The organism is Streptomyces sp. NPDC051320, from assembly GCF_040682175.1.
Classification (GTDB): Bacteria; Actinomycetota; Actinomycetes; order Streptomycetales; family Streptomycetaceae; genus Streptomyces.
Map to the genome: position 1 here is coordinate 265844 of NZ_JBFBAL010000006.1, position 21994 is coordinate 287837.

Below are 21994 nucleotides of genomic sequence, written 5' to 3' on the forward strand. Positions count from 1 at the left end.
AGCGTGGGACGGACGGTTGAAGGAGCGACGACGATGAGCAATCTGCGGCCGCAGGCCGACCATGATCTGTATCCGCCTCAGGCGCTGCGTGACTACGCCATGATCGCCGACGGCGAGCGCGGCGCGCTCATCGGCCCTCGTGGGGAGATCTGCTGGCTGTGCGCGCCGCGCTGGGACAGCGACGCCGTCTTCTCCACTCTCATCGGCGGCTCCGGTGTCTACGCGGTGACGCCCGAGGGCCGGTTCGTACCCGGCGGGCACTATGAGGAGGGGTCGCTGGTCTGGCGCAGCCGCTGGATCACCGAAACGGGCATTGTGGAGTGCCGGGAAGCGCTGGCTATGCCCAGCGCTTCCGACCGCCTCGTCATATTGCGGCGGGTCACCGCCCAGGAGGCGCCGGCCCGGGTCCATGTGGTGCTGCACCCACTCGGCGGGTTCGGCAGCGAGCCGGTGCGCGAGGCCAAACGGGACGGCGGGGTATGGACGGCCCGGGTGGGCGACCTGTATCTGCGCTGGACGGGCGGGCAGCAGGCCCGAATCTCCACCACCGACAGCGCCGGGCCCCAATTCCTCCTGGACCTCGCGCTCGACGCGGGCGACCACCATGATCTCGTGCTCGAAATCGGCACGAAGCCGCTGACGGGCAGGCCCGTCGAAGCCGCCCGCGCCTGGGCGTCCACCGAGCAGGCGTGGGACGCCGACGTGCCCGCCCTGGACAACACGATCGCGCCCAATGACGCCCGGCAGGCGTACGCCGTACTGCGCGGCATGACCGGGGCCGGCGGTGGCATGGTCGCAGCGACGACGACCAGCCTGCCCGAGCGTGCCGAAGAGGGACGCAACTACGACTACCGCTACGTCTGGATCCGGGACCAGTGCTACGCGGGCCAGGCGGTGGCCGCCGCGGGAGCGCACCCGCTGCTGGACGATGCGGTGCGCTTCGTCGGGGCCCGCCTGCACGCCGACGGTCCGAAACTGTCCCCGGCCTACACGATCAGCGGCGGTCCGGTGCCCTCCCAGCGCGAACTCCACCTGCCCGGTTACCCCGGCGGCTACGACCGGGTCGGCAACCATGTCAACCGTCAATTCCAACTCGACGCCTTCGGGGAGGCGCTGTTGCTCCTCGGAGCCGCGGCACACCGGGACCGGCTCGACGAGGACGGCTGGGCAGCGGCGGAGATCGCCGCTAGCAGCATCGAACAACGGTGGCAGGAGAAGGACGCGGGCATCTGGGAACTCAACGACCGGGCGTGGACGCAGAGCCGCCTGATCTGCGCCGCGGGTCTCCGCAGGATGGCCGGAGCCGGAGCCGGCCGGTCCCGCGCCGAGCGCTGGTCCGGCCTTGCCGACACCATCCTTGCCGATACCGATGCCCACGCGCTGCACGCCGACGGATACTGGCAGCGCTCGCCCGAGGACCCGGCGCCGGACGCTTCGCTGCTGCTCCCTCCCGTGCGCGGCCTGCTGCCGGCCGACGATCCCCGGGCCCGGGCCACGGTGCGCGCCATCAAAGAACACCTGGCGGTCCGTCATTACGCCTACCGCTTCCGGCACGATGACCGGCCGTTGCAGGAAGCCGAGGGGGCATTCGTGCTCTGCGGCTTCGTCATGGCCATGGCCGAATACCAGCAGGGCAACGAGAACGAGGCGCTGCGCTGGTTCGAATGCAACCGTGAGGCGTGCGCGACATCGGGACTGTACTCGGAGGAGTACGACATCACCCAGCGGCAGTTGCGCGGCAACCTCCCCCAGGCGTTCGTCCATGCGCTGCTGCTCGAGAGTTCGGCCTACCTGGCCGGCGGTGCCGAGTTCTGACGCCCCTTTCCCGTATCGATGGAAGGCATGACAGTGGAACGGACAGTCGTCATCACCGGAGCGAGCGGCGGGATCGGTCGCGCTGCGGCCCGTCTGTTCGCCGAGCAGGGCGCCAACGTGGCGCTGCTCGCCCGCGGACAGGCCGGCCTGGACGCCGCCGCGGCGGAGGTCGAGGAAGCCGGCGGCCGGGCGCTCGCGCTGCCCACCGACGTAGCCGACTACGCGCAGGTGGAAGCCGCCGCCAAAGCGACGGAGAGCACCTTCGGACCGATCGACGTGTGGGTCAATGTGGCGTTCACCTCGGTGTTCGCCCCCTTCACCGAGATCGGACCGGAGGAGTTCAAACGCGTCACCGAGGTCTCCTACCTGGGGTTCGTGCACGGCACGCGCGTCGCTCTCAACAGCATGCTGCCCCGCAACGCCGGATCCATCGTGCAGGTCGGCTCCGCGCTGGGCGACCGGTCCATCCCGCTTCAGTCGGCCTACTGCGGCGCCAAACACGCGGTCAACGGCTTCACCTCGTCGGTCCGCACCGAACTCCTGCACCGCAAGAGCCGGGTGCACATCACCGTCGTACAGATGCCGGCGGTCAACACCCCGCAGTTCTCCTGGGTCCTCTCCAGGCTGCCCAACCACCCGCAACCGGTGCCGCCCATCTACCAGCCGGAGGTCGCCGCCCGAGCCGTCGTGCACGCGGCGGATCATCCGCGCCGCAAGCAGTACTACGTCGGTGCCTCCACCGTGGCGACCATCCTGGGCAACAGGGTGGCCCCCGCCCTGCTGGACCGCTACCTCGCCCGCACCGGATTCGATTCCCAGCAGACCGGCGACAAGGCATCACCCGACCGGGTGAACAATCTGTGGCAGCCGGCCGACGGTCGGCGGGGGCACGACTACGGAGCCCACGGCGTCTTCGACGACCAGGCCGCCGCACGTTCCCCGCAGACGGAACTGGCCCGCCACCCCGCCCTCACCGCAACCGCACTGGCCGGTACGGCCCTGGGCGCGGCGGCGGTGCTGCGAGGCATCCGTCGCCGCGTCAGCTCGTAGCCGCCCCGGTTTCAGCCGAAATCGAGCCAGCCCCTGGCGTTCAGTTCGGCGACGAACCGCTGGTAGGACTCGGCGAGCGCGGCCTGCTCCGCCGGCACCGGATCGACGAGCCGCCCCGGTCCGGTCATCGCCGCCGCGCTCGCCGGCAGATCCGGGTGGAGCGTACCTGCGGCGGCGAGCAGCGCCGCGCCGAAAGCGGTCTCGGCCCGGTCCGCGATGCGCAGCGGCCGGTTGAGCACGGTGGCCCGGATGCGGCTCCACAGGGCGCTGCGGCTACCGCCGCCCGCCGCGTGCAGCGGCCCGTGCACCTCGATGCCCAGTGCCTGCACCCGGTCCAGCGCGAGTCTCTCCAGGAAGGCCACCCCCTCCAGAGCGGCCCGGTGCTCGTCGGCCTCGTCCTGCGGTGCCCCGGCGGTGAAGCCGCGGGCGTCACCGGAGACGAACGGGAACCGCTCGCCCTCCCGGCGCAGCGGGTAGGCCAGGCAGGAGGCCGGGCCGCGGGCGCCGGCCGCCGCGTCCAGGCCGGGCAGGCGGGCCTGATCCACCGCGGCCAGCGCCTCACCACCGGTGTTGGAGGCACCGCCCGGCAGCCACCAGCCGTCGGGATGGCGATGGCTGTAGAGGGCACCGGCCGGGTCGGTGACCAGCTCACGGGTGACGCCTTTGAGGACGTACGTGGTACCCAGCACGCCGACGAACTGACCGGGACCCACCGCGCCGGTGGCGATCTGGCCGGCGCATCCGTCGGTCATGCCGAGACGGACCTCGCACCCGACGGGCAGTCCTGTTTCCGACGCGGCCGTGGCCGAGACCGAGCCGACCGGAGTGCCAGGGGCCTGCACAGCGGGCAGCAGGGCTGAGGGAACGTCGAAGGCGTCGAAGATCTCGGTTGCCCACTCCCCCGCCCGGGGGTCGTAGCCGGTCTTCAGCGCGTGGCTCCAGTCGAGAGCCACCTGATGGCCGGTCAGCCTGCGTCCAAGCAGGTCCGGGGTGTGCAGAACGAGTTGGCCGGGCAGCGCCCGGCCCGCGCAGCTGACCAGCTTCCCCAGCGACGCCGTCGGCCCGACGGAAAGGCCGAGGGCCCGCCAGCGTGCTGCGCCGAGTTCCTGCGCCTTGGCGTTGAAGTCCGCGGACCGCCGGTCGTCGTACATCAAGGCTGGGCCCACCGGTTCGCCTTCCGGGGTGGCCAGGACCAGGGTCCCCGAGGTGGCGGAGACCGCGACCGCGATCACTTCCCGGCCGCCGCCCGGCAGCGCGGCGGTGGCCTGCCGAAGGGCGGCGGCCGTCGCCGGCCACCAGCTGCGGGCGTCCTGTTCACTGCGGCCGCCCGCGCCGCGTACCGGCTGGGGCAGCGGCGCCCGTCCCTCCGCGAGGATCCGTCCGCCGGCGTCGGCGCACAGCACGCGTACCGCGGCGGTCGCCACATCGATACCGGCCACCACGGCGTCGGCGGTTCGGGGGGCATCGGCGGCGGGGCTCATGGGCGGGACGGGTTCCTCTCGGGCGGGGACGCGGGCACGGACACGGGCGGAATGGGTCAGAGGCGGGGGGATACACACGGGACGCGCCCGCATCGGGTCAGGTGGCCGGGGCAGTGAGTGGGTCGGCCGCTTCGTGGAGGTTCTTGCCCTGCTGGATGGCCTCCTCCGACACCCTGGGCAGCTTCAGGAAGAGTGTGAGCACAGCGGCCAGGACATACAGCCCGGCGAAGATCAGTACCACGCCGTCCCGGCCGAGCGGGCCGAGGAAGACCGAAACAATGGCGGGACCGACAAAGGCCGCGCCGCCCGCGCCGAGGTTCAGCAGGGCCATCGCGCCGCCCTTGTTCTCCGGGGCCAACGACGGCATCAGCGCGGAAATCGGCACGAACCCCGCGAGCGTGGCGCCATAGATCATGCCGACACCGACCGCGACCCAGTAGTTGCCGGTCATCAGCTTGGGCACGAAGTACAGGGCGAGCACGCTGAGCGCGCAGCCGACCGCCCCGAACCAGCCGATGGTGGTTCGCCAGCCGATCCGGTCGCTGACCACACCGAACAGCAGATTGAAGAAGATGTTCGTGGCGAACATGATCGACAGCAGCCGCAGCCAGTCGCCGTCGGTGAAGCCCATCTCGTCGGTGAAGAAGGCCGGGAGGATGACCCAGAGGCCGAACTGCGGGGCGGTGTTGATGATGCGTACCACGCAGCCGACGGCGACCTTGGGGTTGGTCCAGGCGATGGAGAGACTCCGGGTCAGCGACTGGACCGGGCGAACCCCGGGCGGAGCGAGCCGGGAGAACCCGGTGCGTTCGCGCACCCCGAGCAGACAGCAGGCACCGCCCACGGCAATCAGGCCGAGCGCGACCCAGAGCGTGCCGAACTTTCCGAGCAGGGGGTTGGTGACGGACGCGGTGAGCGATCCGAGGGTGGGCAGACCGCCGGTGAATGCGAAGTAGAACCATCCGACGGCGGCGCCGAGCCTGGCCACCGGGGCGGTGGCCGTCACCCACACCAGGAAGGAGAAGGCGAAGAGCGGGTAGCCGAAGCCGCGCAGCCCGTAGAAGACCAGCATCAGCGCGTAGTTGCCCTGGGCGGCGCCGAGGGCGAGGAAGAGCGCGTCGAAGACGATCCACACGGCCAGGCCGATCTGCATCACCCGCCGAGGGCCCCACAGTTCGGACAGCGCGCCCGACAGCCAGGAGGCGAGCATCACTGTGACGCCGTACGCGGTGATCACATAGCTCGCCCGGACTTCGCTGCCCGCGCCGTTGTCCTCGATGAACGGGGCGATCAGCCCGGACTCGACGCCGTCGCCGATCATGAAGATGAGGACCCCGACGAAGCCGAAGAGGAGCGGTCGCGGGATGCCGATGCGGTCCCAGACCGGTCCCTTGTGTGCGGCGGATGCGGCGGTGTCGCTCATTGCTCGTGCCTCCACAGTGCGGTGTCATGGGCCCGCGGACGTAGAGCCGCGACGAGAACGCATCATGACCTCTGTGAAATTAACACGCAAGACTTTAGGAAGCCCGGTTCCGCGTCGCGGCCCTGTCGGCCGTGGGAGCGACCCGGACGTCCGTGCGCTCCCGCAGCGCCGTGAGCAGCTCCGCGTCGACCCGGTCATCCACCACCAGATGGTCGAAGTCCTCCACCGGGCCGAGCCGGTGCAGCGCCGTCCTGGCCATCTTGGTGCGGTCCATCAGCAGCACCTTGCGGGTCCCGGACGCCAGCATCGCTCGCTTGACCAGCACCACGTCCTGCTCCTGGTGATACGTCATCCGGGCGTCCATCGCGGAGGTGGAGACCAGCACCATGTCCACCGAGAGCGCCTCGATGGCCTCCAGACAGGCGACACCCAGGAAGGAGTCGTGCGGGTGGGAGTACTCCCCGCCCAGCGAAATGAGGCGTATGCCGTCCCGGCCCACGAAGAGGTCAATGACCCGCCGGGCGTTGGTCACCACCGTCAGCGGGGTCTGCTCCACCAGCAGGGCGGCCAGCGCGAGCGCGGTCGTGGAGTCGTCCAGCATCACCGAGACGCCCGGCTCGACGAGCTCGGCAGCCGCTCTCGCGATGGCTTCCTTCTCCACGGTGTTGACCCCGAGCCGGTAGTCCAGGTTGGACTCGAAGACCGTGGAGGGCAGCGCGGAGACCCCGCCCCTGAAGCGCCGCAGCACCCCTCGCCTCGCCAGCTCGTCCAGATCCCGGTGCACGGTCATCAGGCTCACCCCGGTGAGCTCCGCCAACTCGGCGCCGCTCGCCGACCCGTGCGCCAGGACGTGTTCGGTGATGATCTGTCTGCGAGCTTCCGCGCCGGTCGTCGTCATGCGTCCAAGTTTCCCGCACCACCGGTGAGCGGCGCCCTGGCGGGGACGTTCATCGAGCACAGCGCGGTCCTGGCGCCCGTGACCTCGATCTCGGTGACGGCCGCGTTGTCCAGCCGGGGGAAGACCAGCCGGTAGCGGCCCACCGGAATGCCGAGCAGCGTACACAGCGCCATGCGCAGCAGCGTGTTGTGGGCCACCACCAGCACGGTGCCTCCCGGGTACCTCCCGGCCAGGCCGCGCAGCGCGGCGGACGCCCGCGCCGCGGCGGCGGACGGTGGCTCGGACCCGGGGAAGGCCCCGGCCTCGGCATCCTCGCGGAAGCGTCGTACGGCCTCCGGGTCCTCGGCCGTCATTTCCGCGATGGTCCGGCCTTCTCCCCAGCCGAAGTCCACCTCGCGCAGCGCATCGACGGCCTCGGGCTCGCGGCCGAGGGCCCGGGCGGCGGGCCGGGCGGTGAGCAGCGCCCGGCTGACCGGCGAGCAGGCCACGGCGTCGATACCGCGCTGCCGCGTCCAGCCGGCCAGTTCGTCCGCCTGGCGCAGTCCCCTCGCGGTCAGCGCGACGTCGGAGACCCCGGCGTACCGGTTCTCCGCATGCCATTCGGTCTCGCCGTGCCGGACGAGCAACAACCGGGTTGCCATCGCAATCCCCTCCCTCGCAGCCGGCCGGCCCGCGCGGGGAGGCGTCGCCGGCGCATTGATTCTGCAAAACAATGATGTTAGATCTATCAATGTCAATGATAGTGGTGAGGCGGGAGCACTCCTCCAGCTGCACCACCGTGACCCGAGGAAGGGCCCGCTCGATGCGTATCCTCGCCGCCGGCGATCATTTCGTCCGCCCCGGCCTCCTCCGCGCCGCCCTGCTCGACGAGCTCGGCGATGCCCAGGAGATCACCGAACTCACCCTGCCCTGGCCGCACGAGCCGTTCGGTCCGGTCGGCGACGTCCAGGAAGCCAGTGGCACGGAGGACGAGGTCATCAAGGCGCTGGACGGCGCCGCGATCTGTGTGACCCAGATGGCACCCTTCACCGAACGGGTGTTCGCGTCCTGTCCCGCTCTGCGCCTGGTCGCCGTCTCTCGCGGCGGTCCGGTCAACGTCGACCTCCCTGCCGCCACCCGGCACGGCGTGGCCGTCTCCTTCGCGCCGGGCCGCAACGCCCCGGCGGCCGCTGAGTTCGCCATCGGGCTGATGCTCACCGCGATGCGGCGGATCACCACCGCCGACGCCGAGCTCAAGCGCGGCAAGTGGCGCGGTGATTTCTACGCGTACGACGAGGCCGGCATCGAGCTCGACGGGGCGACCGTCGGGCTCGTCGGCTATGGAGCCATCGGCCGCATCGTCGCCCGGGTACTGCGGGCCTTCGGCGCCCGCGTCCTGGTCAGCGACCCTTATGCCGACCCGGCGGCGACGCGCGCCGACGGCGTCGAACCGGTCGCTCTCGACGAACTGCTGCGCCGCAGCAGTGTGGTGAGCCTGCACGCCCGCCTCACACCGGAGACCCGCCACCTCATCGACTCCGAAAAGCTGGCGCTGCTCCCCCGCGGGGCCGTACTGGTGAACTCGGCCCGCGGTGGCCTGCTGGACTACGGCCCGCTGCCCGAAATGCTGAGGAGCGGCCGGCTCGGCGCCCTCGCCGTGGATGTCTACGACATCGAACCGCCGCCCGCCGACTGGCCGTTGCACCGGGCCCCGAACGTCGTCACCGCTCCGCATCTGGCCGGCGCCACCCGGCAGACCGCACACCGCGCCGCCGCCATCACCGCTGCCGAGGCGGGCCGCTTCGTGCGCGGGGAGAAGCTCGCGCACCCCGCCAACCCCGAGGTCCAGGAGGGCCCGCGGTCATGAGCGTGCTGATCGGTGTCGACGTCGGGACATCCGTCACCAAAGCCGTCGCCTTCGACAGTGGGGGCACCCAGCTGGCCTCGGCGACCCGCCGCAGCCGGCTTACGCAGTTGTCGGGCGGCCGGGTGGAACAGGACCTCGACGACGTCGTACGCACGGTCGTCGAGGTGGTGCGGGAGACCGCGGCCGCACTGGGCGGGCCCCCCGCGGCACTGGCTCTCACCGGTCAGGGCGACGGCTTGTGGCTGCGCGACGCCGACGGCCGGGCGGTCCGCCCCGCCATCTCCTGGATGGACGGCCGGGCCTCCGAACGGGTGGCGGGCTGGTTGGCGGACGGCACCGTCCAGGAGGTGTACCGGCGCACCGGCTCCGGCATGTTCCCGGGCTGCCACGCCCCGCTCCTCGCGCACCTGCAGGAACACGAGCCGGAAACCCTGGCACGTGCTGCTACCGCCGGCTACTGCGTGGACGCCGTCGCCCAGCGGCTCACCGGCCAGGTCAGTGTGGACGCGTCCGATGCCACGCTGCCGTTCCTCAACCCCGTCACCCGCTCCTACTCCACCGAGGCGCTGGCCGCGTGCGGCATCAGTGACCAGGCGCGTCTGCTGCCCGCCCCCGCCGCGCCGGGAACGGTACTGGCTCTCGACGCGCAGGGCGCCGAACTGCTGGGGCTGCCCGTCGGCCTGCCGGTCACCGCCGGACCGTACGACCTGCCGGCCTGCGCGGTGGGCAGCGGCGTCCGTGAGGTGGGCGACGGGCTGCTGATCGTCGGCACCACGCTGGCCTGTCAGGTGCTCACCGACTCCGCGCTCACCGGCCCCGGTGGCTCCGCGGAGCCCGCCGGTATGTGGTTGTGCACGCCGGCTCCCGGCCGCTGGCTGCGCGCCATGCCGGCCATGGTCGGCACCGCCGCCCTCGAGTGGGTGCTCGCCCTCACGGGTAGCACCACGGCCGATCTCGACGAGCTGCTCGGCGCCAGCCCGCCGGGGGCGCACGGCGTCACCGCGCTGCCCTTTCTCTCCGGGGCCGGGGAGCGGGCCCCGTTCGTGGACCCGGAGGCCCGCGGACGCCTCGACGGGCTCAGCCTCGCCCACACCCGCGCCGACGCGGTCCGGGCCGTCTGCGAGGCCATCGGCTATGCGGCCCGCCACTGTCTGGAAACGGCCGGTCTCACCGGGACCCTCGCCGCCTGCGGAGGTGGCACCCGCTCCGGGCCGTGGGCACAGCTCTTCGCGGACATCCTGGGCCGCGAGATCCGTATTCCGGCCGAGACCGAAGTGGGTGCGCTGGGGGCGGTGCGGGTGGCACGGCTCTTCCTCGGCGAACCGGCGGAGACCGAGCCGCAGTTGTTCCGCACAGTGGAGCCGCGCCCGGCATGCCGCGGGGTGTACGAGGACGGTTACGCCACCTACCGTGCCGCCCTGGACGCGGCCCGTGCGCAGTGGGGCGGGCCGCGGTGGACGGCCGAGGACTGAGGCGTCGGCACGAACATCAGGGGTGGATGGTGCTGACCATGCGCGCGGTGCCGGTGACGGCCTGCTGGATGGTCGGCGCGATGCTCGTGCTCGCCAGTGTGAAGCCGAGCAGGGCGCAGACGATCGCATGGGAGATCTTCAGCCCGCCGCCGCGCAGGAAGATGATCGCGAGGACCAGCAGAAGCAGCAGCAATGAGACCGAAATGGCCATGGTCACCCTCCTCCGCCGCACCGGATATGCGGCTTTCGGCCGCCAGTGTGGCGGAGGAGACACCCAGTGCCGGCATAAGATCTGTACGCCGTACGGGTGTTGACTCACGGTGACCGTCGTCCGGGCGCTATCGCGGCGCCGGCAGGTCGACCAGCGACGCCAGCTCCGTCCGGTGCGCACCGGGTGAACCCAGGGCGACCGCGTCGGACTTGGCCCGCTTGAGATACAGATGCGCGGGGTGCTCCCACGTCATGCCGATGCCGCCGTGCAGCTGGACGCACTCCTCGGCGGCGTGTACCGCGACCCGCCCGCAGTACGCCTGCGCGACCGCAACCGCGAGCTCGGTCTCCGGGCTGCCGGTGGCGAGGGCGTCGGCCGCGTTGCGGGCGGCGGCACGGGCCGACACGACTTCCAGCCAGAGCTGGGCCATCCGGTGCTTGAGCGCCTGGAACCCGCCGACGGCTCGGTTGAACTGATGCCGCTCACGGGTGTACCTGACGGTCTCCTCCAGGCACCACTCGGCCAGACCCAGCTGTTCGGACGCCAGCAGTCCCGCACCGGCCAGCAGTCCCCGGCGCACCGCGGCCAGCGAAGTGTCCGGGTCGGCAAGGAGGTTGCCCCGCGCACGGTCGAAGGTGACGGCGGCCAGGGGGCGGGTGAGGTCGAGCGCGACCAGCGGTTCGACGGTGACACCCGGTGCCTGGGTGTCGACCGCGTACAGCCCCTCCTGCGTGGGCACCAGCAGTACCTGTGCGGCGATCGCGTCGGCGACCCCGGTGACCGCGCCGGTCAGGCCGGGAAGCAGCGTCTGCGCCGCGCCGGGTGCTGCGGTCAACGGCAGGGTGAGGACAGCGACGCCCTCGCCCGAGGCGAGCCGGGTCAGCAGTTCGGCGACCGGTGCGCTCCCCGTGTCGAGACCGAGCAGCACCTCCGTCGCCATGACCGCACCGGTGAGATAGGGCGCCGGGACGACGCTGCGCCCGAGTTCCTCCAGCACGACCGCGGCCTCCCGGTGTGAGGCGCCCTGACCGCCGAGCTTCTCCGGCACCAGGAGCCCCGCCGCGCCGATGTCCGCGGCGAGCGATGCCCACAACTGCGGGTCGTAGGGCGTGTCGGACTCGACCGCGACCAGCAGGCCCGGCGTGTCGACGCGGTCCGCGAGCAGCGACCGGACCGCCGAGCGCAGGTCGTCCTCGGTCTCGGAGTAGAGCAGGTCGGTCATCGGGCCAGGTCCTTCCAGGCGGCGTCCTTGTCGTTGCGCGGCTCGGACGGCAGCCCGAGTACCCGTTCGGCGACGATGTTCAGCAGCACTTCGCTGGTGCCGCCCTCGATGGAGTTGCCCTTCGAGCGCAGATAGCGGTAACCGGCGTCGCGCCCGGTGAAGTCGACGTACTCCGGACGGCGCATGGACCAGTCGCTGTACAACAGGCCCTCGTCGCCGAGCAGTTCGACCTCGAGGCCACTGATCTCCTGGTTGAGCCGGGCGAAGGCGAGCTTCATGCCGGAGCCCTCGGGGCCCGGCTGGCCTGCGACGAGCTGCTGGCGCAGCCGTTCAGCGGTGAGCCTGGCCACCTCGGCGTCCACCCAGAGGGTCAGGAGGCGCTGGTGCAGGTCGTGGGTGCGCAGCTCGGGCCGCTCGCGCCAGGTCCGCGCGACGGATCCGATCATGCCGCCCTCACGCGGGATGCGGGCGCCGCCGATCGAGACCCGCTCGTTCATCAGGGTGGTCTGCGCGACTTTCCAGCCGTCACCGACCGGGCCGAGCCGGTGTGCGTCGGGGATCCGGACATCCGTCAGGAAGACCTCGTTGAACTCGGCCTCACCGGTGATCTGGCGCAGTGGCCGCACTTCGACGCCGGGGTCGGTCATATCGCAGATGAAGTAGGTGATCCCCCGGTGCTTCGGCACGTCCGGGTCGGTTCGCGCGATGAGGATCGCCCACCGGGCGAGGTGCGCGCTGGATGTCCAGACCTTCTGCCCGGTGACGATCCAGTCGCCGCCCTCTTCGCGCACCGCGCGGGTGGCGAGCGCTGCGAGGTCGGAGCCCGCACCCGGTTCGCTGAAGAGCTGACACCACACCTCTTCACCGGTCCACAGCGGGCGCAGGAAGCGCCGCTTCTGCTCGTCGGTGCCGTAGCGCAGGACGGTCGGCGCCGCCATGCCGAGTCCGATGCCGATGCGGCGGGGGTCGTTGTCCGGCGCGTCCGCAGCGGCGAGTTCGGCGTCCACGACGGCTTGCAGCGAGCGTGGCGCGCCGAGTCCGCCGAGGCCTTCGGGGTAGTGCACCCAGGCCAGCCCGGCGTCGAACCGGGCCCTGAGGAAGTCGCTGTGGCCGGTGGTCGCCGGGGGATGCGACGCCAAGAGGTCCCGGGTACGGCGGCGCAGGTCTTCGGCGTCCGGCTGAGGTCCGTTGTCCGTCATCGGGCGGCTCCTTCCGGGATGATCACGACGCGACCGGTGGTGACGCCGTCAGCGACACGCTGTACGGCGGCTGCCGCGTCCTTCAGTGCGACACGCTCGGAGACGAGCGGCTTGATGGCGCCCTGCGCGGCGAGCTCGGTCAGCTCCGCGTGGCAGCGGCCGATCGACGCGGGGTCCTTCTGGGCGTAGAGCCCCCAGTGCAAACCCATGATCGTGTAGTTCTTGACGAGCGCGTGATTGAGTGCCGGACTCGGGATCGCGCCGCTGGCGAAGCCGACCACCACGATCCGCCCCTCGAACGCGACGCACTTGGCGGACTTGGCGTAGGCGTCGCCGCCGACCGGGTCGTAGACGACGTCCGCTCCCTTGCCGCCGGTGAACTCCTTCACCTTGGCGATGATGTCCTCGGACCGCCGGTCGATGACCAGGTCACAGCCGAGTTCCGTCGCCGTCCGCGCCTTGTCAGGGCCGCCCACGACGCCGATGACCGTGGCGCCGGCCGCCTTGCCGAGCTGTACGGCGGCGCTGCCGACCCCGCCCGCGGCAGCGTGCACCAGCAGGGTCTCGCCCGCCTGCAGACGGGCGCGGCGGTGCAGGCCGAACCAGCCGGTCTGGTAGCCGATGTGCAGGGCGGCCGCTTCCGCGTCGTCGAGCGCCGGCGGTGCGGGAAGCAGGGTGGCCTCGTCGACGACGACGTACTCGGCGAAGCCGCCGTGCGGCAGCGCCGGGTTGGCGATCACTCGCCGGCCGTCCGCGGTCCGGCCGCAGATCTCCACGCCGGGGGTGAAGGGAAGCGGCGGGCGGACCTGGTACTGGCCCCGGCAGAGCAGCGCGTCGGGGAAGTTGATGTTCGCGGCCAGGACCTTCAGCTTGAGCTGCGCCGGTCCGGCCTCGGGCTCCGGCACCTCGTCCAGCCGCATCACCTCACCGGGCTCGCCGTTCTCGTGCACTTGCCATGCCTGCATCGCGGGCCTCCACACCGTAGGCTGAACTGCGCTCAGCGCATACTAAGCGGTCGCTTGCCTCGTTGTGAACCCGTTCCCGCCCACCGCCTGTCCGGCCGTGCGGCTGGAGGGGCCGACCGGCGGGATGACTGTTCGGTTCAGCGGCGGAAGAGCTCGAAGGTGACGGCGGGCCTGCCGCCGAAGCTTCCGGCCGCGGCCTCGGCGTTCCCGGTCAGAAAGGCGCGGCAGTACGTCTCGGGATCCTCGTCGGTCAGTACCTCGATATAGCTGCGGTGCTCCAGCAGGGACCGCACCGACCGCTCGAGCCCCGCGGTCGCGTCCACCGCGTGGGTCGGCGTGGAGGATCCCGCCACGGCCACCCAGCGCACCCCGTTCCACGGCTGGAGCCCCTGTGCGGTCAGCTCGGAGAAGATCCACCGGTTTCCGGCGTCTCCCGCCGCGTCGAGTACCGCCCGGCCGACCGCCACATGGTCCGGCGTGTTCCAGGCGACCCCGCCCCAGGTGTCCCGGTGGTTGAGCGTGATGACCAGCTCGGGCCGGTGCCTGCGGATGGCGGCCGCGATGTCCCTGCGCAGGGCGGTGCCGTACTCGACCACGCCGTCCCGGTGGTCGAGGAACTCCACCGCGTTCACCCCGACGACGGCCGCACTCGCCCGCTGCTCACGCTCACGCAGCGGGCCGCACTCGGCGGGTGCGATGGTGTCGATACCCGCCTCACCCCGGGTGGCCAGCACATAGGCCACCTCGCGTCCCTCGTCGGTCCACGTGGCGACGGCGGCGGCGCAGCCGTACTCCAGGTCGTCGGGGTGCGCCACGACGGCGAGTGCGCGCTGCCAGTCGGCGGGCATGGGCTCCAATGGGTCTGTCATGGCCGCAGGATAGGACCTCGGGTGGCGTCCCGTCAGACTTCGCCGCGGACCAACGCCAGCAGCCGGTCGAGCACCCGCGGGCCGCCGGCCCTCAGACCGTCGTGCTCGTACTCGTCGGTGACCCAGGTGCGCAGGCCGCGGATGGCCCGGGCGGTGCGCAGGGCGTGGCCGGTGTCGACGTACATGTCGTCGTGGTAGATCGCGGCGGCGACCGGTACGTCATTGGCCGCCAGGCGGGCCCGGTCGTACAGCGGGACCCAGTCGGTACGGGCGGCCAGCAGTTCTGCGGTCTCCCGGAGGGGTCTCAGGGCCGGGTCCACCTCGAAGTGCCAGGGGTGCACGGACTCCCCGGTGAGCGGCAGCGGCGCGTCACCGGCGAGGGCCGGGCCGGCGTCGAAGGCGGGGAATTCGGCGCGTACCCGCTCGGCGGACCATGCGGTGGGGCGGGTGTCCTGGCCGTAGATGGACTCGTGGACCACGGCGTACAGCGGGTGCGCCGCGAAGGACAGCGCGGCGTGCACCTGCTCCTGGAAGGCATCGGCCAACTGCGGGCCCTGCGGCGTCCGGACGAAGGCGTCCGCCAGAAGGTGGTGCACGGTATGGCTGCCGTCGCCGGCGCCGAGCATGATGCCCAGCGACTGGAAGGCCTCGACGGTGAGCCGGTATCCGCTGTTGAGCACCGGCCGGTGCGCACGGAGGTGGGCGGCGATCTCGCGGGCGCGTTCGATGTCCTGCGGATAGCGCGTGTAGTGCGCAGCGGTCTTCCGGGCGATACGGGGGTACGCGGCCCGGTAGACGTCATCGGCGTGCGCGTCGAGCGACGGCAGACCGCCGGTGATGAGCGCGGCGGTGAGCCCCTCGGGGGCCGCCGACAGGTAGTGGACGGCGCAGAAGCCGCCGAAGCTCTGACCGAGTACGGTCCAGGGTGCACCGCCGGTCAGCTGCGGCCTGATGAGCTCGCAGTCGCGGACGATGGAATCGGCCCGGAAGTGCGCCAGGTAGTCGGCCTGCTCCCGAGGGCCGCCGCGCAGCGGCAGCGTCTGGCGGTTGGCGGGCGTGGAGGCACCGGTGCCGCGCTGGTCGAGCAGCAGCACCCGGAAATCCTGTACCGCCCGCCCCAGCCAGGCCTGCTTGCCGGTGAACCGGTTGGCGCCGAAGCCTGGGCCACCCTGCAGATACAGCAACCACGGCAGCCCCGCCCGGTCGGAGGCGCCCTTGCCGGAGGCGACGACCTCACGGGCGTACAGCTCGATCTGTTCGCCGCCCGGCCGCGCGTGGTCCAGGGGCACCCGGAAGCGGTGGTCGGTGAGGACGAGGCCGGGCTGGCGGTAGCTGGTCACGGGGGCTCCTGGTCGTACGGCTGGACGCCCCTCATCGTCCACCATCACCAGGACGGGTCAGACAGTGACCTCCACCAGGTCGAGACCGGTCAGGTCGGCCACCGCCCGCAGGTCCGGCAGCAACTTCCCGGTGGCCAGCGCCCAGTGGTGCCCGACACCGCTCGCGCTCCAGGCGTCGGTCCACTCCCCCGGATCGGCCCCGAAATCGACCCGCGAAGTGGTGTTGCCGATCCGCAGCAGCGGTCCGCCCACGACCTCGCCCTCGGCGGCGACGATCCGGTACCGGCCGTCACGACTCTGGCCCAGCCCCACCAGGGTGACCGGCCCGTGCCGGACGTCGAACTCGACCGAGACGCCCCAGCCGCGCTTGCCGTGGAAGACACCGAGGCCACGTAGCACCGGACGGCCCGCGCTGATCGCCAGGTGCCCCGGGCCGTCGTGGCCCATCTCGACCACACCGTCCCGGAAGTTCAGCGCCTGGAGTTCGGTGAAGGAACCACCCGCCCCGAGCCGGCCCGTGATCAGCATGGCGAGCGAGGTCCGCAGTTCGTACTCGCCACAGGCCGGCACTCCGCGCGCGGTGAGCAGCGAGGCACCGAGGATGAGGCCGGCTCCCAGGCGTTCGTGGATGTCGCCGTCGAGACCGCGATGGTAGTACGCGAGGGAGTCGAGGCCGAAGTCCGCGACCAGCCGGTCCAGGCCCGCGGCGACCCTGGCTGCCCAGACGAGGTCCTCGGTCACCACCGAATCGGCGATCTCGAAAAGCTCGCGCGCCTCTGCGAGTCTGCTCTCGGTCTCCCGGTCGCCGGTCTGCTCGACCCGGACCCGCAGATCGTCGATCTCGAGCACCTCGACATGCCCTCCGAGGTGCCCGGGCACCATGGTGAGATCCGTGGAAACGTCGTACATGCCCGGGTACAGATGCCCGAGCAGACCGTGTCGGCCCCGGCGCAGCACGGACCGCACCCCGGCCGCCCTGACCCAGCGGCCGATCCGCTCCCAGGCCCGCTCGTCGTCCAGATGGCCGGAGACCGAGCGGAAGCCGACCCCGACGCGCTCGAAGGCGTTGGCCATCTCCGGCAACGGACAGGCGCCGCAGTAGGCCAGCCAGTCCCCGGTGCCGAAGGAGGCGTGATCCATCGCCTCGGTGGGCTGCAGATTGATCAGCAGCACGGGTGCGCCGGTGCGCTGGGCGACCGGCACCAGCATGGTGGCGGTCATGTACGTGGTGAGGAAACCGACGATGAGATCGCAGCCCGCAGCACGCAGCGTCTCCGCCGCTTCGGCGCCCTCCCGCGCGTCGGAGATGAACCCGACGTCGACCACGTCCGCGTCGTAACCCCGCAGCCGCTCGGCCACCCGGGCGGCCGAGCTCCGCAACTGCGGCAGAAGTCCCGGGAACTGTGGCCAGTACGCGCCGAGTCCGCCGGCGACCAGCCCGATTCTCGGGCGGCCGGCCACGCCGGGTGTCCGTACGGCCATGCCGTGATGCCTCCGTCCTGCCGGCTCGGCGTGCCGGCTCGTCCTGCCGGCTCGTCGTCAGAAGTTGAACTGGTCGATGTTCTTCTTGTCGAAGACGGTGGGCGGGCCGAGAATGACCTCGCCGGCAGCCCGCACGGTGAACTCACCGAGGTCGCCGGCCTTGAACTTCTCCCCCTCCGCGCCGGTGATCTGCCCAGAGGCGAGGGCGGCGGCCGCGTACGAGGCGAGCTTGCCCAGCTTCTTGGGGTCCCACAGCGAGAACTGGGCCACGGTGCCGTCCTTGACGTACTTACGCATCTGGTTGGGCGTGCCCAGGCCGTTGACCACCACCTTGCCCTTGTACGAGGAGGTGCTGATGTATCGCGCGGCGGCGGCGATACCGACCGTGGTGGGCGAGATGATGCCCTTCAGTTTCGGATAGGCCTTGAGCAAACCCTGGGTCTCCTGGAAGGACTTCTGGTCGTCGTCGTCCCCGTAGGCGACCTTCACCAGCTTCATGTTCTTGTAGGCCGGCTTCTTCAGCTCGTCCTTCATGAAGGAGATCCAGGTGTTCTGATTGGTCGCGTTCTGGGTGGCCGAGAGAATCGCGATCTGACCCTGGTAGTTCAGCTGTTTCGCGATGTGCTGGACCTGGCTGCGGCCGATCTGCTCGGAACTGGCCTGGTTGATGAAGATCTGCCGGCAGTCCTTGGCGGTGTCGGAGTCATAGGCGACGACCTTGATGTTCTGCTTCATGGCCTGCTTGAGCGGGCCGCACACCGCATTGGGGTCGTTGGCCGCGATGAGGATGGCGTCCTGACGCTGCTGGGTGAGCGTGTTGATGTACGAGACCTGGGAGGAGGCCTTGGCGTCGGAGGGGCCGACCTCCTTGCCGGTGGACCCGAACTCCTTGGCGGCGGCGATCCCCGCGTTGTCCACGATCTGCTCGTACGGATTGTTGATCTGCTTCGGCAGGAAGGCCAGTTTGAGGCCCTTCTTCAGCGCTGCGTCCGGGTTCGCCTTCGCGGCGCTCGCAGTGGGCTTGTCGTCGTTCTTGGTGGAGTCCTTGGTGGTGCCGGAACATCCCGCGAGGGCGAGGCAGCAGACCGCGGCGGTGGCGGCCAGCGTGCGGGTGCGCAGGTTCATGACGTAACGGGCCTCTCTGGTCAGAACGGGGACTGGTCGGGGAGTTGGCGGCGCTCGGAGACCGCGCTGATCACCCGTGGGGTGAGCACAGACGCGATGAGCAGCAGTCCGGTGACGATCACCTGAACCTCGTTGGACACATCGTTCAGCGTCAGCAGGTTGCCCAGCAGCCCGATCAGCAGAACTCCGGCCACGGCGCCGCCGAGTGTGCCCTTGCCGCCGTCGAAGTCGACCCCGCCGAGGAGGACGGAGGCGATCACCACGAGCTCCAGGCCGATCCCGTTGTCGGCGCGGGCGCTTCCGTAGCGGAGGGTGTAGACGATTCCGGCGAAGGACGCGACGAGGCCGGAGACCGCGAAGAGCGCGATCTTGATCCGCTTGACCCGGATGCCCGCGAAGTACGCCGCGTCCTCCTGGGCCCCGATGGCGAACAGCGAACGCCCGAAACCGGTGCAGTGCAGTACGACTGCGGCGATCACCGCGAGCACGATGAACAGCGCGATCGGATACGGGACGAAGGTGCCGGGGACCGTCCTGGTGTAGGCCGCCCACTGGGCGTACGTATCGGGGAAGTCGGCCACCGCCTTGTCGCCGAGCACCACGGACGCGAGGCCGCGGTAGAGGGTGAGGGTGCCGATGGTGACCGCCAGGGAGGGCAGCCCGATGCGGGTGACCAGCCAGCCGTTCAGCAGGCCACCGACCGCACCGACCAACAGGCAGACGGGCACGATGAGCTCGAAGGCCCAGCCGGCGTCCCAGAGCGATCCGGCGAGCGCGCTGGAGAGCCCGAGCATGGACGCCACGGAGAGGTCGACCTGCCCGGCGACGACCAGCAACGTCATCGGCAGGGCGATCAGGGCGATTTCGGCGGTGTCGTCAAGCGCGGCGGAGAGGTTCGACGTGTCGGCGAAGCCGTCGGTGCTTCCCGCACCGGCGAGGAAGACCGCCACCAGCAGCACGGTGACGACGGTGTCCCAGCGGACGTATTTGGTGAGCGCGGTCATCGCCTGCTCCTCTTCCTCAGGGCGCCGGTGGTGCGCACCTGCACGATGCGGTCGGTGGTGATGGCCGCGAGCAGCAACATGCCGGTGATGGCCTGCTGCCAGAAGGAGTCGACCTTCAGCACGACCAGCGCACTGCCGATGGTGGTGAGCAGCAGCGCGCCGAGCGCCGCTCCCCAGACCGCCCCGGTGCCGCCGGTGATCGCGACACCGCCGACCACCACGGCGCTCACCACGGTCAGCTCCCAGCCGCTGGCCGCGTCGGCGACGACCGTACCGAAGCGGGCCAGCCACAGCGCCCCGGCGAATCCGGCCACCGCACCGGAGAAGGCGTAGGCGGCCAGGATCCGGCGGCGGATCGGAATGCCGGCCAGTCGGGCCGCCTCGGGGTTCGATCCGATGGCGTAGAGCTCGCGCCCAGTGCGGTAGGTCCGCAGGAAGTAGCCGGTGGCCACCAGGACAGCGGCCGAGATCAGCGGCAGATAGGGGATGCCGAGAATGCTTCCGGTGCCGAGGGCGAGCACGCCGTCGGGCACGTTCACGGCGTTGATCTGCTCGCCGTGTGCCCAGGCGTGGTCGACACCCTGGATGACGTAGAGCATGCCGAGGGTGACGACCAGTGCGGGCACCCGTCCGAAGCTGACGAGCGCGCCGCTCACCAAGCCGCAGACGACTCCGAGGCCGAGACCGAGCAGCACGACGGTGAGGGCGCTGCGGTCCGTCCCGGAGACGAAGTGGCCGCAGGCGAAGGCGGTCAGCCCGGTGACCGAACCGACCGAGAGATCGATGTTGCGGGTGATGACGACGACCGACTGGCCGACCGCCAGCAGCACCAGGATCGACGAGTTGAGCAGCAGGTCCTTGATGCCCTGGTCGTCGAGGAAGCCGGGGTTGGCGATCCAGGTGCCGAGGATCAGCAGGGCGAGTGCGCCGCCGATGCTGAGCTCGCGGGCCCGGAAGACGGTGTCCATGAACGAGCGTGCGCTGTCCCGCGCCGGCGCGGGCTTCTCGAGTGTGGTGGTCATGCCGCCTCGTTCTCCTGTCCGCCGCGGCCCGCCGCCGCGGACATCACCGCTTCCTCGGTCGCATCGGCACGCGGTATCTCGGCAACCAGCCGGCCCTCGCGCATCACCAGCACCCGGTCCGCCATACCGAGGACTTCGGGCAGATCGGAGGAGACCATCAGCACGGCGAGGCCCTCCGCGGCGAGCGACGAGAGCAGCCGGTGGACCTCTGCCTTGGTACCCACGTCGATGCCGCGGGTCGGCTCGTCGACGATCAGGATCTTCGGCTCGGTGGCGAGCCATTTGGCGAGGACGACCTTCTGCTGGTTTCCGCCGGAGAGCACTCCGACGCTGTCGCCGAGCTTGTTGTACTTGAGTTGCAGCTTCACCGCCCAGTCGGCGGCCCGCGCCGACTCGAGGGTGCGGCGGACCAGGCCACCGCGGCCGAGGTCGCCCAACCCGGTGAGCCCGATGTTGCGCTCGATCGACATCTCCATGACCAGGCCGCGCTGGCGCCGGTCCTCGGGGACGAGCGCGATCCCGGCGTCCATCGCCGCGGTGGGCGAACCGGCGGGAAGTTTCCGTCCGTTGACGGTCACCTCGCCCACGTCCGCCCGGTCGACCCCGAAAACCGCCTGCACGACTTCGCTGCGGCCTGCGCCCACCAGTCCGGCCAGGGCGACGATTTCGCCCCGGCGCACCTCGAAGCTGATGTCGCGGAAGACGCCCTCGCGGGTCAGCCGGCTGACGGACAGGGCGGTTTCGCCTGGCGAGGTCCGCTCCTTCGGATAGAGGTCTCCGAGCTCGCGGCCGACCATCCGCCGTACGAGATCGTCCTCGGTCAGGCCCGCCAGTAGTTCGGTGGCCACCAGCCGGCCGTCCCGCAGCGTGGTGACCCGCCGGCAGAGCCGGAACATCTCCTCGAGGCGGTGCGATATGAACAGCACGGCCGCCCCCTCGGCCCGCAGCGTCTCGACGACCGAGAAGAGCCGGGCCGCTTCGCTGCCGGTGAGCGCGGCGGTCGGCTCGTCCATGATCAGCACCCGGGCGTCGAAGGAGAGCGCCTTGGCGATCTCCACGATCTGCTGGTCGGCGATGGACAGCCCGCGCGCGGGCCGGTCCGGGTCGAGCCCTACACCGAGCCTGCGCATCAGCGCGACCGTCGCCGCATGCACGGCCCTGCGGTCGATGCGGCGCAGCGACTGGCGCGGCTGACGGCCCATGAAGATGTTCTCGGCGATGGACAGATCCGGAAAGAGCGTCGGCTCCTGGTAAATGACAGCGACGCCGGCGTCACGGGCGTCGGCGGGGCTGTGGAAGTCGACGGGTTCGCCGTCGAGCAGTACCCGGCCCGAGTCCGTCCGGTGAACGCCGGCGAGGACCTTGATGAGGGTGGATTTGCCGGCTCCGTTCTCCCCCGCCAGCGCGTGAGCCTCACCGGCGAACAGGCGCAGCGAGACGTCCTGCAGGGCCCGGACCGCTCCGAAGGACTTGGAGACGTCCTCCAGCGCAAGCACCGGAGCGGGGGCCGCGTCCGGGTCGGAGTGGGTCATGGAAGCTCCTCGGTGACGGACGGCGAGCGCCTCGTAGA

Annotated in this window: 19 protein-coding genes; 4 read left to right on the plus strand and 15 right to left on the minus strand. The window is 71.0% G+C overall.

The genetic code is table 11. From position 1 onward, the window contains the following. Positions 1-33 precede the first annotated feature (33 nt). Entirely contained in the window at positions 34-1815 is a 1782-nt protein-coding gene (locus tag AB0M87_RS16030) for a glycoside hydrolase family 15 protein (RefSeq protein ID WP_365853140.1), read from the plus strand. 27 nt (positions 1816-1842) lie between these two features. Then, positions 1843-2865: an SDR family oxidoreductase gene (locus AB0M87_RS16035; protein ID WP_365853142.1), complete on the plus strand. Its 1023-nt coding sequence runs from the start codon at positions 1843-1845 to the stop codon at positions 2863-2865. Positions 2866-2876: 11 nt separating this feature from the next. On the opposite strand, the gene AB0M87_RS16040 is transcribed toward AB0M87_RS16035, so the two are convergent. The 4 genes from AB0M87_RS16040 to AB0M87_RS16055 form a co-directional block, all read right to left on the minus strand. After that, entirely contained in the window at positions 2877-4346 is a 1470-nt protein-coding gene (locus AB0M87_RS16040) for an FGGY family carbohydrate kinase (RefSeq protein WP_365853144.1), read from the minus strand. Positions 4347-4443: 97 nt separating this feature from the next. After that, positions 4444-5769, minus strand: a complete 1326-nt coding sequence (locus AB0M87_RS16045) for an MFS transporter (protein ID WP_365853146.1) — start codon at positions 5767-5769, stop codon at positions 4444-4446. A 94-nt stretch (positions 5770-5863) separates the two neighbouring features. Beyond that, the gene (locus tag AB0M87_RS16050) at positions 5864-6667 is read right to left on the minus strand and encodes a DeoR/GlpR family DNA-binding transcription regulator (RefSeq protein WP_365853147.1); all 804 of its coding nucleotides are present in this window, start codon (positions 6665-6667) and stop codon (positions 5864-5866) included. Next, positions 6664-7308: a histidine phosphatase family protein gene (locus AB0M87_RS16055; RefSeq protein ID WP_365853149.1), complete on the minus strand. Its 645-nt coding sequence runs from the start codon at positions 7306-7308 to the stop codon at positions 6664-6666. The genes AB0M87_RS16050 and AB0M87_RS16055 overlap by 4 nt, the downstream gene beginning before the upstream one ends. Before the next feature lie 161 nt (positions 7309-7469). Here AB0M87_RS16055 and AB0M87_RS16060 point away from each other — a divergent pair, with 161 nt between their 5' ends. Beyond that, entirely contained in the window at positions 7470-8513 is a 1044-nt protein-coding gene (locus AB0M87_RS16060; protein ID WP_365853151.1) for a 2-hydroxyacid dehydrogenase, read from the plus strand. After that, a complete protein-coding gene (locus AB0M87_RS16065; protein ID WP_365853152.1) occupies positions 8510-9985 on the plus strand; it encodes an FGGY-family carbohydrate kinase in 1476 nt (491 codons plus the stop codon). The genes AB0M87_RS16060 and AB0M87_RS16065 overlap by 4 nt, the downstream gene beginning before the upstream one ends. A gap of 16 nt (positions 9986-10001) precedes the next feature. On the opposite strand, the gene AB0M87_RS16070 is transcribed toward AB0M87_RS16065, so the two are convergent. From AB0M87_RS16070 to AB0M87_RS16120, 11 genes are all read right to left on the minus strand, one after another. Continuing rightward, a complete protein-coding gene (locus AB0M87_RS16070) occupies positions 10002-10196 on the minus strand; it encodes a hypothetical protein (RefSeq protein WP_365853154.1) in 195 nt (64 codons plus the stop codon). 127 nt (positions 10197-10323) lie between these two features. Continuing rightward, positions 10324-11418, minus strand: a complete 1095-nt coding sequence (locus AB0M87_RS16075; protein WP_365853156.1) for an acyl-CoA dehydrogenase family protein — start codon at positions 11416-11418, stop codon at positions 10324-10326. After that, positions 11415-12617 (minus strand): acyl-CoA dehydrogenase family protein, encoded by a 1203-nt coding sequence (locus AB0M87_RS16080; protein ID WP_365853158.1) that lies wholly within the window; start codon positions 12615-12617, stop codon positions 11415-11417. The genes AB0M87_RS16075 and AB0M87_RS16080 overlap by 4 nt, the downstream gene beginning before the upstream one ends. Beyond that, on the minus strand, positions 12614-13582 hold the full coding sequence (locus AB0M87_RS16085; RefSeq protein WP_365853160.1) for an NADPH:quinone oxidoreductase family protein: 969 nt from the start codon (positions 13580-13582) through the stop codon (positions 12614-12616). The genes AB0M87_RS16080 and AB0M87_RS16085 overlap by 4 nt, the downstream gene beginning before the upstream one ends. A 137-nt stretch (positions 13583-13719) precedes the next feature. Beyond that, positions 13720-14451: a PIG-L deacetylase family protein gene (locus AB0M87_RS16090; RefSeq protein ID WP_365853162.1), complete on the minus strand. Its 732-nt coding sequence runs from the start codon at positions 14449-14451 to the stop codon at positions 13720-13722. Positions 14452-14483: 32 nt separating this feature from the next. Continuing rightward, positions 14484-15836: an alpha/beta fold hydrolase gene (locus tag AB0M87_RS16095; protein WP_365853164.1), complete on the minus strand. Its 1353-nt coding sequence runs from the start codon at positions 15834-15836 to the stop codon at positions 14484-14486. Positions 15837-15848: 12 nt separating this feature from the next. Beyond that, positions 15849-17273 carry an L-fucose/L-arabinose isomerase family protein gene (locus AB0M87_RS16100; protein WP_365853166.1) on the minus strand — a complete coding sequence of 475 codons (1425 nt, stop codon included), beginning with the start codon at positions 17271-17273 and terminating at the stop codon, positions 15849-15851. Positions 17274-17330: 57 nt separating this feature from the next. Next, positions 17331-18398: a rhamnose ABC transporter substrate-binding protein gene (gene rhaS / locus AB0M87_RS16105; protein ID WP_365853168.1), complete on the minus strand. Its 1068-nt coding sequence runs from the start codon at positions 18396-18398 to the stop codon at positions 17331-17333. Positions 18399-18418: 20 nt separating this feature from the next. Beyond that, positions 18419-19402 carry an ABC transporter permease gene (locus tag AB0M87_RS16110; protein WP_365853170.1) on the minus strand — a complete coding sequence of 328 codons (984 nt, stop codon included), beginning with the start codon at positions 19400-19402 and terminating at the stop codon, positions 18419-18421. Then, entirely contained in the window at positions 19399-20424 is a 1026-nt protein-coding gene (locus AB0M87_RS16115; RefSeq protein WP_365853172.1) for an ABC transporter permease, read from the minus strand. The genes AB0M87_RS16110 and AB0M87_RS16115 overlap by 4 nt, the downstream gene beginning before the upstream one ends. Next, positions 20421-21956: a sugar ABC transporter ATP-binding protein gene (locus AB0M87_RS16120; protein WP_365853174.1), complete on the minus strand. Its 1536-nt coding sequence runs from the start codon at positions 21954-21956 to the stop codon at positions 20421-20423. The genes AB0M87_RS16115 and AB0M87_RS16120 overlap by 4 nt, the downstream gene beginning before the upstream one ends. Positions 21957-21994: the final 38 nt, after the last annotated feature.